The organism is Alteromonas sp. 07-89-2 (assembly GCF_013113925.1).
Taxonomy (GTDB): domain Bacteria; phylum Pseudomonadota; class Gammaproteobacteria; order Enterobacterales; family Alteromonadaceae; genus Alteromonas; species Alteromonas macleodii.
Genome location: NZ_VTYM01000015.1, coordinates 49154 through 66807, shown reverse-complemented (window position 1 = coordinate 66807; position 17654 = coordinate 49154). Strand labels below are relative to the sequence as shown.

Genomic DNA, 17654 nt, shown 5'->3' with positions numbered 1-17654 from the left:
CCTTAATTATCACATAATCACTACCTTTACAGATTGCTGATAATCGCAAGAAGTTGCAAGTGAAAGCGTTTTCCCTTTTTCATCCCACATTACAGGTACGCTCCTGCCATCAATTGAAACGCTCTGTGGTTTTTCGCTTAAACCATGCACGACGTAAGTGATGTCTCGCTGCTTTGGCATGCCTATATAGCTGCCTTCGCTATCAAGCGTCAGGGTTAATGCGGCCTTATCGTCTACTGACGCATTAAGAAGTAGCTTTGTATATAAGCCTTTTTTGACAGACGCTGGATTTTTGCCGTCATCCTCGTAATAAGTATATGAAGATGAATTCACTGAATTGTCATGCCAGTAGTGCATTTCTATTTTACGGGCATCAAACTGCTCTGTGCGGCTAAGCCCTTTAGTCATTGGCATAAAGCTTCCCGCTTTTACCCACACTGGGAAATTATCTTGGCTTAGCGGGTAGTTAACGGTTTGACCACCTTGGTATTTCGTATCAGAGAAAAAATCAAACCATACGCCTTCGGGTAACTTGGTCGGCCACACCGTTTGGTTAGCGCTCGTCACAGGCGAAACTAACAGACCATCGCCCCACAGATAACTGTCTGCATTTTCAAACCAATCGCTTTCACCGTACGCCATAGCTAACGGACGCATTAATGGCGTACCGTAAAGCGCATTTTCAAAGGCCAATGAATAGTTATAAGGCAGCATGTCATAGCGAAGTTGGATAAACTTGCGCGCAATAGACTTTACGGGGTCGGCGTGGAAAATTGGCTCCGGCGCAATATTATCTTGAGCATGAGGCCTAAATACCGGTGAAAAGGTACCGAACTGAAGCCATCTTGTATAAAGCTCAGGATCAAAGGTTTCGCCTCCAGCAAACCCACCTAAGTCGGAATGGGTATACGCCATTCCAAAAACACTCATTTGAAGTGCCAACTCTACCTGAGGTTTAAGTCCGCCCCAGCTTCGACTCACATCGCCTGTCCACGGCACCATTCCGTACCGTTGACTGCCCAAAAAGCCTGAACGCATCAGCACAAAGGGGCGCGTATCAGGCTGAAGCTCTGTTAAGTTGTTATATACGCTTTTCGCCCACTGATGACCGTAGGCATTGTGCACTTCTGCGCCGCTTACTTTTGTAGACTGCCACATGTGCTGAATATCATCAGGGTGCACTTCAGGCTCGCCCAAGTCGCCCCACCAGCCTGCAACACCCTGTGCAGCAAGCTTTTCATAATATTGCCAAAACCAATCTTGACCCGCTTCACTGAACACATCGACAAGGCCGGTATTGCCAAAATAAAAATCGAAGGTATACGGCGCACCGTTATCGTTTTGAGCAAGGGCATTATTGGCAACGGCGCTTTCCCATTGTTTTGACGTCGTAAGAATAAAAGGCTCTGTTATCAGCACGGTTTTCACGTCTTGAGCGCGTAGCTCACTAATCATTTTCTCAGGCTCAGGGAAAGTGGCGGCGTCCCAGCTTAAGTTCCCCATGTGCCCTTTAATGTCTTTTCCAAACCAATATAAATCAAGCACTACGGCATCAACGGGAATATCTTGCGTATTAAAGGCATCAACAACATCCATCACCTCATTTTGAGATTTATAGCCAAATCGAGATGCAAAGTTACCCAGCAGCCAACGCGGTGGAAGCGGCTGTTTTCCCGTAACTGCTACGGTATTCGTAACCGTGTCTTCTAAATTTTCACCCAACACCATGATGTAGCTAGCACGGCCGCCTTGTGCCTTAAATAGCAACTCGTCGCTGTTCGTTTTGCCAATATCTAGCTCACCAGAAGCGGTGTTATCGAACAATACGCTGTAATTTTTTGACGACATCACAGCCGACAAGCCAAAGTACATCTGATTTGAAGACGTGGTGTAGCCATAGTGTGCTTTGTTATATAGCGGCATGCTATGACCACGACGATCCATACCTAAGACGCGCTGGCCGCCACCATAGAGTTTTTCGTTTTTATCTAGCGCAAACGACAGGCTGACGCCTTTACTGGAAATACTTAGTCCGCCTTGCTCTTTCGCGACAATTTTGCCGTTAACAGAATAACTGATAGCGTGCGTCGCCTTATCAACATGCGCTGCAATATTATTGAGTTTTAAGTTTAGGGTTGTCGCAGTTTCAACTAGCTCTACATCATTAGCTTTTTTGTTTTTAACACCAGTCAACGCGGGCTCGGGAAGCGCCATAGACGGTAGATTTGCGTAAGGCGTGCCATTATCATCAGTAAGATACGTTACTTGAAAGCCACTATCGTGCAACGCGCTTATCGTGAAGTCATTGGTATCCGTATCAATATTTAGCGTTGCTTTTTCGAGTGTCGCTGTTTGAACTTCGGCTACCGTATTTACCGAGAAAAATGCCAAACCAGCACATGCAAGTGCTATACGCTGTTTCCTGTCTATCATGCTCAAAACCTTCTTTATGCTTCATAGCGAACCGCACTTAATTAACGAAGCGCGCTTAATTAAAGCCTTCTTGTGTACGGTGAATGATAGCCAGTGCATTGCTCAACTTAAATAAACATACGTATTCATAATGTTAAATTTGTTAACAACAATACAAAAAAAGCCCGCAACACGGTGCGGGCAAAACATCAATCACGTTGAGTGTGATGAACGTTGGGAAGGGGCAAACCGAGTGTTAGTTACCCGGCCCGGCTTTAACGATAGCGTCGCTAACGTCGTATTTTTCAAAGTTCTGTTTAAAGTCGTTGACTAAGTTAGCGGCGTATTCGTTGTACTTCTCTTTGTCTGCCCACGTGTTTTGTGGCACAAGCAAATTGCTGTCTACACCGTCTATTGCCACTGGCACATCTAGGTTTAACGCGTCAATGTGCTGGGTTTCAACATCAGCCAAATTGCCCGATACAATTGCGTCGATGATGGCGCGCGTAGTAGGGATATCAAAACGGCTACCTGTGCCGTAAGGGCCGCCTGTCCAACCGGTATTAACCAAGTAAACCTTAGCGCCAAACGCTTTAACACGCTTAATCAGAAGCTCTGCATACACGCCTGCTGGACGTGGGAAGAAAGGCGCACCAAAACACGTTGAGAAGGTTGATTCAATATCGCTAGTAGAGCCAATTTCAGTAGAGCCTACTTTCGCTGTGTAACCGCTTAGGAAGTGATACGCCGCAGCTTCTTCACTTAACACTGAAACAGGAGGCAATACGCCACTTACGTCACAGGTCAAAAATACAACCGAGCGAGGCTCGCCGCCTCGGTTTTCAGCAACGCGCTTTTCAATGTGTGAAAGCGGATAGGCCGCACGTGAGTTTTGGGTTAACGACGTGTCGGTATAGTCCGGCGTGCGTGTTTCATCAAGCACTACGTTTTCTAGGATGGTACCAAACTTGATAGCATTCCAAATTACTGGCTCGTTCTTTTGAGATAGGTCGATACATTTAGCGTAACAACCGCCTTCGATATTAAATACGCTACCTGGTGCCCAGCCGTGCTCGTCATCACCAATCAAGAAACGCTTAGGATCGGCTGAAAGTGTTGTTTTGCCAGTACCTGAAAGACCAAAGAACAAGGTCACATCGCCTTCTTCACCCACGTTGGCTGAACAGTGCATAGGTAGCACGTCTTTTGCCGGAAGCAGGAAGTTTTGCACTGAGAACATGGCTTTTTTCATTTCACCCGCGTAACGCATGCCCGCAAGCAATACGCGTTTTTTCGCGAAGTTGATGATAACTGTGCCGTCGCTGTTTGTACCGTCACGCTCTGGCTCACAGGTGAAACCAGGTACATTCAGAATTTGCCAAGGCTGGTCGCCTTTAACATTCCACTGCTCTGGGATAATAAAAAGGTTACGAGCAAAAACATGCTGCCACGCAGTTTGCGTTCTTACTTCTAGCCACAAGGCATGTTCAGGGTCTGAGCCCACTTGAAGGTGTGAAAGAAAGTGTTCTTGGGTAGACAGGTAAGCTTCAACGCGATCCCACAGCGCATCGAATTTATCAGAATCAAAAGGCTTGTTTACCTTGCCCCAATCAATGTCGTTTTCTGTCGTAGGCTCTTTAACGATGAATCTATCGTTTGGAGAGCGACCTGTACGTTTTCCGGTTTCAACGACTAGCGCACCGTTTTTATCGAGGACACCTTCGCCGCGCTTTACGGCGCGCTCGATAAGTTCTGCATTTGGCAGGTCGGTGAGTGGCGTTACTTTCAGATCCGTTTGAATTGAGGCTGCTGCGGTCATGGCTGTTACCCTATATGTAATTTTTCAAAAGCACTTTCAAAAAAGTATCACCTCTTAGAGTGTAATGTAAACAAGGCCTAGCAAGCATTTATAAAACACATACTCACTATTTCTTACAACGGAATTTCATAAATATTGTAAATTAATTACAAGGAAAGCCTTTTCCTTGGATATAAATGCAAAAATAAGGCGTAGAAAACCTATATTGATCGATGAATTTCAAAATAAAACATGACAGTTTTCTTTCGAAAGAAGAGATGAAAACTTTCACTAGTACAGGAATAAAAGAAAGATTGAACTGTGTAGAAAAGTTAAACACTTACAGATGAGCAATTTTTAACCACAAGTGAAGTGTTGAACAAACCCGTCGATGTATGTTTTGAGGAGCTCAGATACAAAAAAGCACCTTCGAATGAAGGCACTTTAATAAAGCAGTAAATATGTAGTTACTGATTTGAAGACGGTGCGTCGAAGTTGCCGCTGTGAATGGCCTCTACGTCGATACTATCGAAGCAATATTCGGTATGACAATACTGACAATTCATTTTGATCGCGCCTTCTTCAGCAATAATTGCATGAAGTTCAGACTTCTCAACATGACGAAGTGCTTCTGCGCTGCGCTCCTTTGAGCATGAGCAAGCGAAGGTTACGTCTTTAGCTGGGTACACTTCCACATCTTCTTGGTGGTAAAGACGATATAAAATGTCTTCAACCGACAAAGAAAACATCTCTTCTTTGGTCAATGTTTGAGTAAGCTTAGTGATATGAGCAAACTCATTGGCTTGCGACACATCGGTAGCGCTGGCATCGGTAGGTAATACCTGAAGCAACACACCCGACGCTTTTGCGTGTTCTGGATCGCTTAGATCTGTCATCAAGTGAACGCTAGTTGCTAGCTGCTCTGACTGAGCAAAGTAACTCTCAATACATTCTGAAAGTGAAGGTTTATCCAATGCTACAACGCCCTGGTAACGTTCGCCTTCATCTGGAGTGATAGTAATGACCAATACCGCCTGAGACAAAAGCTCTGAGAACGTTTCAGGTAATGTTTCTAATGTCTCGTCCCAGCGAGCTACACCGCGAAGCGTTTGTTCGTGAGTGGCGTTTAATACCGCGTAACTTACCGGGCCTTTACTTTGAATTTGAAGTGAAATTTCACCTTTAAACTTAAGCGTTGCCGTTAACAATGACGTCGCTGCCGCCATTTCACTTAACAATGTTTGAATTTGCACAGGGTATTCATAGCTGTGCACAATTTGCGTTAAGCTCTCATCAAGACGAACTAATTCGCCACGGACGTTAGCTTGGGTAAATAAGAAGCGGTGTAATTTATCGAAATCGCTCATAAGTAATCCTGTTGAGCAGCTCACTATTGCTGCTTAAATTTAATAATCTGTCGTCGCTGCTTTTTATCAGGTCTATGATCTGGTTTAGGGCTGTGAAAGGCGTTCATTTTGCGCGCCGTTTGGTTTTCTTCACGTTTTGTTACACTTTCAATCGTCTCTTCAAAAAGCGCCTGCGCCAAAGGAGCGCTCAAACGCTTGTCACTTAAGCCTAGCACCTTAATTTCACGATTATCCCATCCTGAGGGAACTTTAATCATGGCGCCAAGCTCTACATGCTTACCAGGTTTGGCCCTTTGCCCGTTGTACTGGACTTTTCCCGACTGCACCATGTCTCTTGCTATTGCGCGGGTCTTAAAGAACCTTGCAGCCCATAGCCACTTGTCCAGCCTGACATTTTGTGTTGTATTGTTGCTATCCGATTGGCTCATGTAATATTTTCGTAATGGTGTGGCTTTAGTGTTGTGACCCTCACCTTTACTAGGCTATTATGGGTTTGCTAAAGCGCGGTTAACCAAAAATTCACTATATTATAATAAAGCAGTACCATCAGTGGCAGCATGACATTCAATAAACCCAACCCACAATCTCTGGTTGTTTATCTGAACCAGCATCAAAAACAGCTACATACCATCGTAGTGGTTCTGCTCAGCCTGTATTTAATTGCATTTGCTGCCAAACTCGTGTGGCGAATTATACCCGAACCTCAACTATCTGCGACACCCACAGTAAGCCGTGTTCCGGTTATTTCTTCGTCGTCAGGCCAAAATGGGGTCAACATCGCAAAAATACAACAGCTGAATTTATTTGGTAATGCTGCGGCCAAACCTGCTGAACCGGTCGCCGAGGTTACCGACGCACCAGAAACGCGCTTAAACTTAACACTGACGGGCGTTGTTGCCAGTTCAGAGCAGGAAGCGGGCACCGCTATTATAGAAAATCGCGGCAGCCAAGCAGTATATGGTTTAGGTGAAAAGATTGAAGACACCAACGCCACGTTGCAAAAGGTGTATAACGATCGCGTTATTATTAAGAACGGGGTAAGAAACGAAACCCTGATGCTTGACGGAATTGATTACGATGAAGCTAATCGTCGCCGTGAAATGCAAGCGAGAAACCGACCTGAGCCGCAGGAAGAGGAAGAAGATACAGTTGAGCTTAGCGAAGAAGCGCTAGAAGCAACCGCTGCTCTGCGAGAACGCCCCGCTAACTTCACAGACTTTATTTCAATATCGCCAAAAACCGAAGAAGGCCAGCTTATTGGTTATCAAGTAAGTCCTGGCAAAGAACCTGAATTATTTAAATCGGCAGGGCTTCAGGCTGGCGATGTCATTACACAAATTAACGGGCTAGACCTTACCGACTTGCAGCAATCGCAAGAGGCACTGTCTGAGCTACGCAATGCACAAACAATAGAATTAACGATTATTCGAGATGGCAGCTTAACCACGCTTTACCTAGATTTACCCGAGTCTTAATACCACTAACGGTAGCAGCGCTATATTGTCGCTAGGTAAGCAAAATAACAATTAAAGCAAATCGGTCATCGACAAGTTAGGAAATGAAGGACGTTAGAATGAAAAGGCGCACTAGCCAAAAACTATTATCTCGCTTGAGCACAGCCATGTGCACGGCGCTTCTGTGTTTCTCGGTGACAGCCGCTGAGTACATGCCTAATTTCAAAGATACCGACATTAACGAGTTCATTAATATCGTTGGTAAAAATCTAGAGCGCACTATTATTGTCGACCCCAACGTACGTGGGAAAATAAGCGTACGCAGCTACGACATGCTCGATGAAGATCAGTATTACCAGTTTTTCCTAAACGTACTTCAAGTGTATGACTTCGCCGTTGTAGAAATGCCTAGCGGTATTTTGAAAGTGGTTCGCTCTAAAGACGCCAAAACATCGAACATTCCAGTAGTGGAAGGCGCTAACCGCGACGGCGACGAAATGATCACTCGCGTTGTTCCTGTGTATAACGTACCGGTACGTGAACTTGCGCCTATTTTACGCCAGCTAAATGACCAAGCGGGCGGCGGTAACGTAGTTAGCCACGACCCATCAAATGTGATGATGCTAACCGGCCGTGCAGCGGTAGTGAACCGACTGGTAGAAATTATCGAGCGCGTGGACCGTGCCGGTGACGAAGAAGTTGAAATCGTTAAACTTCGCTATGCGTCAGCATCAGAAATGGTGCGCATTATTGACAGTATTAATAAGTCACAAGGTAAAGCCAATACTGGTACTAAGTCTGAGCCTCGCGTAGTGGCAGACGACAGAACTAACTCAGTTATTGTAAGCGGTGATATTAAAGCGCGTCAGCGTCTTATTAACCTTATTCAGCGCATGGACCAAGAGCTTGAGTCAAACGGCAATACCCGCGTGCTGTTTCTTAACTACGCTAAAGCGGAAGATTTAGTAAAAGTATTACAGGGCGTATCTGCAAGCATTCAAGCTGAAGAGCAAGGTGGTGGCACTACGTCACGTCGAGCTGGCTCTAACCGTGAAATCAGCATTGATGCGCACGAAGATTCTAATGCCATTGTTATTACCGCAGAGCCGGACATGATGCGCTCATTAGAAGAGGTTGTACGTCAACTTGATATTCGCCGTGCGCAAGTACAAGTTGAAGCCATCATTGTTGAGGTCTTTGAAGGTGACGGCACTACTTTGGGTGTGCAGTGGGTGTCAGAACAAGGTGGTGGTACCCAGTTTAATAATGGTGTTGTACCAGTGGGAAGCCTAGCGGTTGCGCTAAAACAAGCTGAAGAAGATACTAACACTGAAACCTATGTGTCTGATGACGGTTCTCCTTATACAGTAACAAACACGCGAGAAGGCGATTACACTGCATTAGCGAGCCTTTTAGGCGGTGCTAATGGCTTAATTGCGGGCGTTATCGAAAATGGCTGGGGTGCTGTGGTACAAGCGGTCAGCACAGATACCAACTCTAATATTCTTGCTACGCCTCACTTAACGACTATGGATAACGAAGAAGCGTTTTTCATCGTAGGTCAGGAAGTGCCTATTATTACAGGTACAACAACGGGCGCGAATAACTCTAACCCTTTCCAAACTGTTGACCGCCAAGAAGTGGGTATCAAACTTAAAGTGACGCCACAAATCAATGAAGGCGATGCGGTACAATTGCTTATTGAACAGGAAGTGTCTAGCGTGAGCGGCGCAACGTCAGTAGATATTTCAATTAACAAGCGTGAAATTAAGACCACGGTTATTGTTGATGATGGCGGTACTATTGTTCTTGGCGGCCTTATCGACGAAGACGTTCAAGAGAGTGAATCTAAGGTACCACTACTGGGTGATATTCCAATTCTAGGCCATTTATTCAAATCTACATCAACCAGCAAGCGTAAGCGTAACTTGATGGTGTTCTTGAAACCGACCATTGTCCGTGACGGTGCAACCATGAATACAATCAGCCATCGCAAATACAATTACATTCGCGCACTGCAGCTAAAACGCCAGCAAGAAGGTGTTTCGCTAATGCCTTACGAAGAAACCCCGACTATTCCACAATGGGATGATGCGCTAGCGTTGCCACCTTCATTCGAAGAGTACCTTTCTGAGAAAGAGAAGCAGAAACAAGAAGAAGGTAACGACTAGCATGGCAGGGCAGGACGAACAAATTACTCAGGCATTAGAGGCGCAAGAAGAAGCCTTAGAAGCCATGGGTGAAGACGCAGGTTTGCCTGAAGAGGAGGCCGGTCCAAGACAGCTTTCTTTTAGCTTTGCGAAGCGCAATCAGGTATTGCTGGAAACCAATGAAACCCCTGCGGTTTTATATTTTACAGAGAATACGCCGTTTGATGTATTCGCCGAAGTGCGACGTTTCTACGGCGAGCCCTTTGTACCGAAAACTATTCCTGCGAACGAATTTGAAAGCCTGCTTACCAGTGCGTTTCAGCGCGATAGCTCTGCGGCTAAACAGCTAATGGAAGACCTTGGCAACGAGAGTGATTTGTTCGCTCTTGCTGAAGACTTGCCTGACACTGAAGACCTGTTAGACAGTGAAGACGATGCGCCTATTATCAAGCTTATCAACGCCATGTTGGGCGAGGCGATTAAAGAAGGCGCGTCAGACATTCACATTGAAACCTTTGAAAACCAGCTTGTGGTTCGCTTCAGGGTAGACGGCGTATTACGCGAAATTTTGCGCCCGAATCGCAAACTTTCTTCCATGCTGGTATCGCGTATTAAAGTTATGGCGAAGTTAGATATCGCCGAGAAACGCGTGCCCCAGGATGGCCGTATTACATTGCGTATTGCTGGGCGAGCAGTAGATGTGCGTGTTTCGACCATGCCTTCAAGCCACGGCGAGCGTGTGGTATTGCGTCTACTGGATAAAAACAATGCGCGCTTAAATCTAGAAGATTTAGGCATGACGCTGCAAAACCGTAATCACTTTTCATCTCTTATTCGAAAACCTCACGGCATTATTTTGGTTACCGGCCCCACGGGCTCGGGTAAAAGTACCACCCTGTATGCAGGGTTAACCGAGATAAACTCGCGAGACAGAAACATCTTAACGGTTGAAGATCCTATCGAATTTGACCTTCCTGGTATTGGACAAACGCAGGTTAACCCTCGCGTAGATATGACCTTCGCCCGCGGCCTTCGCGCTATTTTGCGTCAAGACCCCGATGTAGTCATGGTGGGTGAGATTCGTGATATAGAAACCGCGCAAATTGCTGTTCAAGCCAGTTTAACTGGTCACTTGGTACTTTCTACCCTGCATACCAATACGGCAGCGGGCGCGATTACCCGTTTAGAAGACATGGGCATTGAGCCATTTCTGTTGTCTTCGAGCTTATTGGCCGTATTGTCACAGCGACTCGTTCGTACCCTGTGCCCAGATTGCAAAAAGCCACATACACCTGACGCCTCTGAGCTGGAAATACTTGGGCAGAATGCCACAAGCGACACCACTATCTTTAAGCCGCACGGCTGCGCCGCGTGTAACCAAACGGGATACCGCGGTCGTACCGGTATTCACGAGCTATTGTTGGTAGATGAAAAAGTGCGTGAAATGATGCACGAAGGTGTGGGTGAACAAGCCATTGAGCGCTATATCAGAAAAACGACACCAAGTATTCGTGAAGACGGCTGTAGCAAAGTGCTTGCTGGTGCTACCTCACTTGAAGAAGTGCTTCGAGTTACGAGGGAAGACTAAATGGCGGCATTCGCTTTTAAGGCGGTTAATGCCCGCGGTAAAAATACAAACGGTGTGCTTGAAGGCGATAATGCACGTCAGGTTCGTCAGCAGCTGCGTGAAAAAGGCTTAATTCCCTTAGAAGTAGAGCAGGTCGCAGAGCGCACACAAAGCGAAGGCAAAGGCCTGTCGTTTTCTTTATTCAAACCGCGAATTTCTGCATCAGATTTAGCGCTACTCACGCGTCAACTTGCTACCCTTGTCGAATCGGCCCTTCCTGTTGAAGAAGCATTACTTGCCGTAGCCGAACAGTGTGAAAAGCCTCGTCAGAAAAACATGATGATGGCGGTGCGCAGTAAAGTGGTGGAAGGTCATGGGCTTGCCGATGCTCTAGGGCAGTTCCCTAGTGTATTTGACGAGCTGTACCGCGCAATGGTCGCGGCAGGGGAAAAATCGGGCCACCTTGATACCGTGCTGAATCGCCTTGCAGACTACACTGAACGCAGGCAACAAACCCGTAGCCAAATCACGCAAGCAATGATTTATCCATCGCTAATGCTATTTTTTGCAATGGGTATCGTGTTGCTGCTGTTGACCGTAGTAGTGCCAAAGATAGTTGGGCAGTTCGATCACATGGGGCAAGACCTTCCTGCCATTACCCAATTTCTTATATCCGTAAGCACGTGGCTGCAAAATTACGGCCTGTTCATGCTTATTGGTATTGGTGTGCTCATTGTCATTATTCAGCGTGTGTTACAACAAAAGCACATGAAGCTGCGCTACCACAGAGCGCTTCTAACCCTACCATTAATTGGCCGGGTATCTCGCGGTCTTAATACCGCGCGTTTTGCTCGCACCTTAAGTATTCTGAGCGCCAGCGCAGTACCCTTGCTTGAAGCCATGCGTATATCGGGTGACGTACTGGAAAATCAACATATTAAGAACCAAGTAGCTGAAGCAGCCATTAACGTTAAAGAAGGCAGCAGCTTACGGGCAGCGTTGGATAACACGAAAATGTTTCCACCAATGATGATGCATATGATTGCGTCCGGTGAAAAGTCGGGGGAGCTACAGCAAATGCTAGCTCGCGCCGCAGATAATCAAGATAGGGAATTTGAAGCGCTTATTGGTGTCTCACTTAAGGTATTTGAACCCTTACTTATTGTATCGATGGCGGGCATTGTTCTGTTTATCGTTATGGCAATATTGCAACCAATTTTAGCATTGAACAACATGGTGAATATTTAATGAAAACACTTAATCGCAGTTCTGGTTTCAGTTTGATTGAAGTCATGGTCGTACTTCTAATCATCGGTATTATGGCGTCTATGGTGGCTCCGCAAATCTTGGGCAACCAAGAAGAAGCGCAGCTTAAAAAAGCCGCTGTGGACATTCAGCAAATGGAAAGTGCACTTGAGATGTACAAGCTACGCAACAATCGCTTTCCGACCACAGAGCAGGGGCTAGAGGCGCTAGTTACCGCTCCAACCATTGACCCTATTCCACGTAATTACCCTGAAGGTGGTTTCATTAAACGCCTGCCTGAAGATCCGTGGGGCAATCCATATGCACTAATTAGTCCGGGAGAACTTGGCGTAGTTGATATTTTCTCTAATGGTCCAGACGGCGAACCGGGTACTGATGATGACATTGGTAACTGGAACATTAACGAATACCTGAACTAACCTTTATGCGCAACCGCGGCAGTACATCTTTGAAAAAAGCAGGCTTTACCCTATTAGAAGTCATGCTGGTACTGCTGCTTATGGGATTGGCGGCGGGTTACGTTATGTTTAACGCATTCGGTGCGAGTAAATCTGACCTGCTAAAAACCCAAGCGCAACGCCTGCAGGTGATTGTTGATATGGCCAGCGATTTTGCGGTGTTAAATCAACAACAGCTTGGTGTGCGGTTTGAAGCCGATAAAAATGAATACTACTTTGTCTACTTAGACGACGATGATGAGTGGCAGCGTATCGAAGGCGAAAAAACCTACGAGCCTTATACGTTACCTGAGCCTTTCACCTTCACTTTAAATTTAGACGACTTACCATGGGATGTTGAAGACAGGCTCTTTGACAGGGAACTATTCGACGAGAATTTAAGTGTTTCTGATGAAGGGGTTGAAATAGGTAACGAAGAAGAGAAAAAGCTGCCTCCGCCTCAAGTGCTTATAATGTCGAGTGGCGAAATGACGCCTTTTACCTTGTCGTTTAATTACGAAGGTGATGACGGCGACAACCCCGTCTATTACAGTCTGCAAAACCAAGATCTTCCGCCTTTAGTGCTTGAAGGGCCTCTGGAGAGACCACTATGAGTGCGTTCAACGTTGATGCATCGAAAAAGAACGTTGCACCTGCCACACCACGCCAGCAAAGTGGCTTGACGCTACTGGAGGTTATGGTTGCCCTGCTTATTTTTGCGCTAACCGGTACAGCAGTACTTAAAGCTGCAGGCGAGCATTTATCAAGCGTTGGGCAAATAGAATCTGTCACCTTTGCCAACTGGGTGGCAAGCAATCGCTTAAACCAGCTTCAGTTAGATACCACGTGGCCGCCCAAGAACAATTTAAAAGGCACGATGGAGATGGCCGATCGCACGTGGTACTGGCAGCAAACGGTGACAAAAACCAACGACAACGACTTGCGATCGGTAACCGTTTCGGTGGGTGAAGACGAAAGCTACGGCAGTTCAGTTACATCAGTAACCACTTTCGTTGCTAAACCGACGGCGGGAAATTAGCATGCAGCGCGGATTCACGCTTATCGAAATACTGATTGCTATGGCCATATTCACCCTAATTGGGCTTGCATCCACAGGTCTACTTACCACAGTTATCGACAGCAATGATATTTCAGAAGAGCGTTTTGCAAAACTTCAATTATTGCAGCGTGCCATGATCACGATTGAGCGAGACCTTCAGCAAGCCGTGCCTCGTGCAGCAAGGGTTAACGGCGAAAAGCAAGACGTGGTCATGTCTGGCGGTGAAACCGACGACAGTGACGATGACGGCATTGGTTTTGTACGTGGAGGGTGGCACAACCCTCAGTTAATGTTGCCACGAAGTACCCTACAGTTTGTCGCCTATAGACTTAGAGAAAACAAACTGGAGCGCCTTTACAGCAACTATGTGGATAACGTCATAGGCTACGAGCCCAAAGTCCGTGTGCTGTTAGAGGATGTAGAAAGCTTAAAAATTGAATTTCTTGCCACCGCTAACAGTAGTTCCTTAGATGAAGACGAAGACCTGTCGTGGAGCGAAAGTTATAAAGGAGCTGCACTGCCGCGCGCCGTGGCCATTGAGTTTGTCAGCAAAGACTTCGGAAAAATACGCAGAGAATTTACCTTAACTACGGGTGAATCGTCATGACAATCAAGAGTACTCAGCGCAAGTCGATTGCTCCACCCGCTAAGCAGCAAGGCGTGGCATTAATGATTGTGCTCATGATAGTAGCCTTGGTTGCGGTATTAGCCACAGAAATGGGTACACGCTTGCAGCTTCAGGTGCAGCGTACGATGAACTTAAAAGACAACAATCAAGCCTACTGGTACGCCATGGGAGCCGAGGCTTTTGCGCGTAAGTCTATCCAATCTTTGATAGAAGAAAGCCCGAATGTGATTTCTATAGATCAGCCTTGGGCACAAGAATTCAGCTATCCTTTAGAAAACGGTGGTTTAACCGCTAACTTAGACGATTTGCAAGCGTGTTTTAATTTAAACGCGATTACGTCTGGCAGTGCAGGAGGCGCGGGCAGTAACAGCGGTAATGGCAGCAGTGGAGCGAGTAACACCACGGAAGCCATGGACGCTTTTCACACTATGTTGCTATCACTTAGCGTTGACGGACTAGACAACTACACCGCAGATACCTTACGCGACAGTTTAGCCGACTGGGTCGACGAAGATGACAGAATGCGCCCTTACGGTGCAGAAGACAGCGAATACGAGTCCAGAGAGTTTCCTTACTTAGCAGCTAACGGACCACTGGCATCAAAAAGTGAATTGCGTATTATTAACGGTGTATCACCACAATGGCTAGACGCATTACTGCCATTAGTTTGCGTGATCCCGGATTACAATGAGTTGAAAATTAACGTCAACACATTAGAAGAAGAAGATGCACCATTACTTGCAGGCCTAACGGGATTAGACATTCAGCAGGCCGCAAGTTTGATTAGCAGTCGCCCGCAAAACGGCTGGGACGATACCAATGCATTTTTAAGCGAGCCCTCTATTCAAGCGCTTAATTTAACAAGCACTCGACAAGATTGGTTTTCGGTTAAAACTGAATATTTTATGTTGCATACAAAAACACAATACAACAAAGCAACCTTTAAGCTTTCCACCGTGTTTCACGTTAGTGCCGATACCGGCGTTAGTATTGTGAATCGCGAGTTTGGGGGAACCTATTGATGGAACAACTCTTGGTGCGTTTAGGCGCCAACCATACAGACCCAATTAGCTGGCTCGTTTATTCGCGAACCGAAGATGAAATTATTGCATCGGGCGAGCTGCCTAATGCAGAAGCCTTATCTTCGCTGACCGAACGCGCGGGGCAACGAAGTGTTATTGCCTTAGCTCCTAGCAGCGAAATTTTACTCAAATGGGTTGAGCTGCCGCCTAAAGCTGGCCGCAAGATCATTTCTGCCATCCCGTTTATGCTAGAAGACGAGCTTGCCACTGACATTAGCCAGCAGTTTTTTGCGATCGGCCCTAAGCGAGGCGATGAGCAGGCCGTTGCAGTAGTTAGCCATGAAAAGATGGAGCTGTGGCAGTCCTGGCTTAGCGAAGCAGGGTTATTCTGCGACACCATTATTCCTGATGTACTCGCAGTGCCAGTCACCGAAAACGGTTGGTCAGTGCTTACGTTAGGTGAACAGCTTCTCGTTCGACAAGACACATTCAAAGGCGTGCAGGGCGAGGCAACATGGTTACTGCCAACTCTTGTCCATTTTACTGCACAACAAGAAAGCCCGATAACCATTACCAATTATGCGGGTATCGATTTAAGCACTTTGCCAAATATTGAAGAAGCGCAGGCCCCCTTAGAGCTGCCTATGCAAGTATTGGCAAAAGAGGCGATGCAAAGCAGCTTCAACCTATGCCAAGGCGATTACAAGGTAAAGCGCAAGCGCAGCGGTGTTCTGAATCAGTGGCGTGTTGCTGCAGTATTAGCAGTGTTAGCGCTATGCACCAGCCTTATCGACAAAGGATTTTCTCTTTACCAGCTTAAAGCCCAAAATCAGGCGTTAAGCAGTGAGATTAATACCGCTGTTAAGGCGGGTTTCCCCAATATTGGTACCTATCGCAACGTGCGACTGAAGCTACAAAGCGAGCTTGCCAAGTTAGAACAAGGCGGTGGCAGTGCCTCTATGCTTATTATGCTAGACCAGCTCGCTCCGGCTTTTTCAGCCACTGATGTAAAACCGCAAACACTGCGCTTCGATGCAACCCGCACTGAGATTCGCATTCAGGCGCAAGGTAAAAACTTTGAAGCGCTAGAGCAGTTTAAACGTACAGCAGAAAGCGCAGGCTTTGTGGTTGAACAAGGGGCCATAAATAATCGTGACAATGGCGTTGTAGGTACAGTATCAGTAAGGAGTACCTCATGAATGCACTCTTAGAAAAGTACAAAGCGCTGACCGAGCGCGAACAAAAGTTAGTACTGGTTTCAGCTGTGCTATTAATAATTGCGCTATTTTATTTTGCGGTATGGTCGCCGCTTAATGCTGCTTTAGATAAACAGAAACAGCTTCTCGACAATCAGCAATCCTTGTTGGTTTGGGTAAAAGACAGTGCAGCAAGAGCACAGCAATTGCGCCGCAGCAGCGGGGGTAAACGAACATTCTCTGGCTCGTTACCGCAAGCGGTAAACCGCACTACTGCTCAGCACGACATTGCTATATCTCGTATGCAGCCACAAGGCGACGAGCTTCAGGTGTGGGTTGATCAGGCGCCGTTTAACAGTGTTTTAGAATGGCTCAAAGCCATGGAAAATATGGGCGTGATTATTCTTCAAGCGGATATTGCCGAGGCCGATGCGCCAGGCTATATCAAAATTCGCCGATTACAATTAGGTAAAGCATGAAGTCGAAAGTTAGTTGGATTATAGGCGGCATTATTGCCTTCTTATTGTTTGCCATTGCTTACATGCCTGCTGTTCACGTTATTGGCCGTATTGCGTTACCTAGCAATGTTGCCGTTAGTGGTGTTAGCGGCACCTTGTTTTCAGGCAAGGCGCAAACTGTAGTAGTTAATGGCCTACCCATCAACAATGTAAAATGGGAGCTTAGCCCCTTACATATGTTGATAGGTAAAATTAAATTAAACCTTAAAGCAGGTAATATTCGCGATAAAAATGACATTGCATTTGAAGGGCCTATTACCACGGGACTTTTCAGCCAAAACAGCGTAAATACCGAAAACTTCACGCTGTATTTACCGGTAGACCGAGTGCTTGCACAAGTTCGCCTTCCGCTGCCAGTAAATGCCGGCGGGCGCTTCAAAGTGTCGCTCAGTGACTTAACGTTTGGGCCTGCGTGTCAATCGCTAAACGGCACCGGAGATTGGCTAAACGCGACAGTTGCCGGTACACAGGGTCCTATTGATTTTGGCACTTATTCCGCAAAGCTGCGTTGTGAAGGCGATGACATTGGAATACTAGTAAGCGAGCCTAACTTACTAAGCTTGTCGATGGATGCGGTTATCCCTACTACGATGAAAAATATTCGAGTAAGTGGTAAATTTAAGCCTGACGACAGCTTTCCGCAAGAAGTCCATCAGGCCGCACGCTTGTTTGGTGCGCCGGATGGTAGCGGCTATATCGCTATTAAGCTGTGATGCATTAGCACAAACTATGCGTAGAATTTCTAGGCCACCAACGTACTTCACGTTTGTGGCCAGAAG

16 protein-coding genes are annotated in these 17654 nt (G+C 46.4%); 12 read left to right on the top strand and 4 right to left on the bottom strand.

All coding sequences use genetic code 11. The annotated features are described in order from the left end of the window. Window positions 1–9: 9 nt before the first annotated feature. The 4 genes from F0261_RS11490 to hslR all read right to left on the bottom strand — a co-directional run bounded on the left by F0261_RS11490 (window position 10) and on the right by hslR (window position 6005). Entirely contained in the window at window positions 10–2433 is a 2424-nt protein-coding gene (locus F0261_RS11490) for a TIM-barrel domain-containing protein (protein WP_061486813.1), read from the bottom strand. 235 nt (window positions 2434–2668) lie between these two features. Next, on the bottom strand, window positions 2669–4231 hold the full coding sequence (locus F0261_RS11485) for a phosphoenolpyruvate carboxykinase (RefSeq protein WP_061486814.1): 1563 nt from the start codon (window positions 4229–4231) through the stop codon (window positions 2669–2671). A gap of 446 nt (window positions 4232–4677) precedes the next feature. Then, window positions 4678–5577, bottom strand: coding sequence for an Hsp33 family molecular chaperone HslO (gene hslO, locus F0261_RS11480; RefSeq protein ID WP_076011999.1), 900 nt, complete (start codon window positions 5575–5577; stop codon window positions 4678–4680). A gap of 23 nt (window positions 5578–5600) precedes the next feature. Further along, window positions 5601–6005 carry a ribosome-associated heat shock protein Hsp15 gene (hslR, locus tag F0261_RS11475; RefSeq protein ID WP_014977772.1) on the bottom strand — a complete coding sequence of 135 codons (405 nt, stop codon included), beginning with the start codon at window positions 6003–6005 and terminating at the stop codon, window positions 5601–5603. A 129-nt stretch (window positions 6006–6134) separates the two neighbouring features. On the opposite strand from hslR, the gene gspC reads away from it, so the two are divergent. The 12 genes from gspC to F0261_RS11415 all read left to right on the top strand — a co-directional run bounded on the left by gspC (window position 6135) and on the right by F0261_RS11415 (window position 17588). Then, on the top strand, window positions 6135–7052 hold the full coding sequence (gspC, locus tag F0261_RS11470) for a type II secretion system protein GspC (protein ID WP_171338024.1): 918 nt from the start codon (window positions 6135–6137) through the stop codon (window positions 7050–7052). 98 nt (window positions 7053–7150) lie between these two features. Beyond that, on the top strand, window positions 7151–9202 hold the full coding sequence (gene gspD / locus F0261_RS11465) for a type II secretion system secretin GspD (RefSeq protein ID WP_015000022.1): 2052 nt from the start codon (window positions 7151–7153) through the stop codon (window positions 9200–9202). 1 nt (window position 9203) lies between these two features. After that, complete coding sequence (gene gspE / locus F0261_RS11460; protein ID WP_076012000.1) at window positions 9204–10769, top strand: type II secretion system ATPase GspE; 1566 nt, start codon at window positions 9204–9206, stop codon at window positions 10767–10769. Further along, the gene (gene gspF, locus F0261_RS11455; protein WP_156087244.1) at window positions 10770–11996 is read left to right on the top strand and encodes a type II secretion system inner membrane protein GspF; all 1227 of its coding nucleotides are present in this window, start codon (window positions 10770–10772) and stop codon (window positions 11994–11996) included. After that, entirely contained in the window at window positions 11996–12433 is a 438-nt protein-coding gene (gspG, locus tag F0261_RS11450) for a type II secretion system major pseudopilin GspG (protein WP_014951309.1), read from the top strand. The genes gspF and gspG overlap by 1 nt, the downstream gene beginning before the upstream one ends. A 5-nt stretch (window positions 12434–12438) precedes the next feature. Further along, complete coding sequence (gene gspH, locus F0261_RS11445) at window positions 12439–13065, top strand: type II secretion system minor pseudopilin GspH (protein WP_156087246.1); 627 nt, start codon at window positions 12439–12441, stop codon at window positions 13063–13065. Continuing rightward, window positions 13062–13490, top strand: a complete 429-nt coding sequence (gene gspI / locus F0261_RS11440; RefSeq protein ID WP_156087248.1) for a type II secretion system minor pseudopilin GspI — start codon at window positions 13062–13064, stop codon at window positions 13488–13490. Before gspH ends, gspI begins: the two co-directional genes overlap by 4 nt. Before the next feature lies 1 nt (window position 13491). Further along, window positions 13492–14118, top strand: coding sequence for a type II secretion system minor pseudopilin GspJ (gspJ, locus tag F0261_RS11435; protein WP_014951312.1), 627 nt, complete (start codon window positions 13492–13494; stop codon window positions 14116–14118). After that, window positions 14115–15161: a type II secretion system minor pseudopilin GspK gene (gene gspK, locus F0261_RS11430; RefSeq protein WP_156087250.1), complete on the top strand. Its 1047-nt coding sequence runs from the start codon at window positions 14115–14117 to the stop codon at window positions 15159–15161. Before gspJ ends, gspK begins: the two co-directional genes overlap by 4 nt. Next, window positions 15161–16360: a type II secretion system protein GspL gene (gene gspL, locus F0261_RS11425; RefSeq protein ID WP_110288942.1), complete on the top strand. Its 1200-nt coding sequence runs from the start codon at window positions 15161–15163 to the stop codon at window positions 16358–16360. The genes gspK and gspL overlap by 1 nt, the downstream gene beginning before the upstream one ends. Then, window positions 16357–16836, top strand: a complete 480-nt coding sequence (gene gspM / locus F0261_RS11420) for a type II secretion system protein GspM (protein WP_014977776.1) — start codon at window positions 16357–16359, stop codon at window positions 16834–16836. Before gspL ends, gspM begins: the two co-directional genes overlap by 4 nt. Continuing rightward, a complete protein-coding gene (locus tag F0261_RS11415; RefSeq protein ID WP_156087252.1) occupies window positions 16833–17588 on the top strand; it encodes a type II secretion system protein N in 756 nt (251 codons plus the stop codon). The genes gspM and F0261_RS11415 overlap by 4 nt, the downstream gene beginning before the upstream one ends. The last annotated feature ends 66 nt before the right edge of the window (window positions 17589–17654 follow it).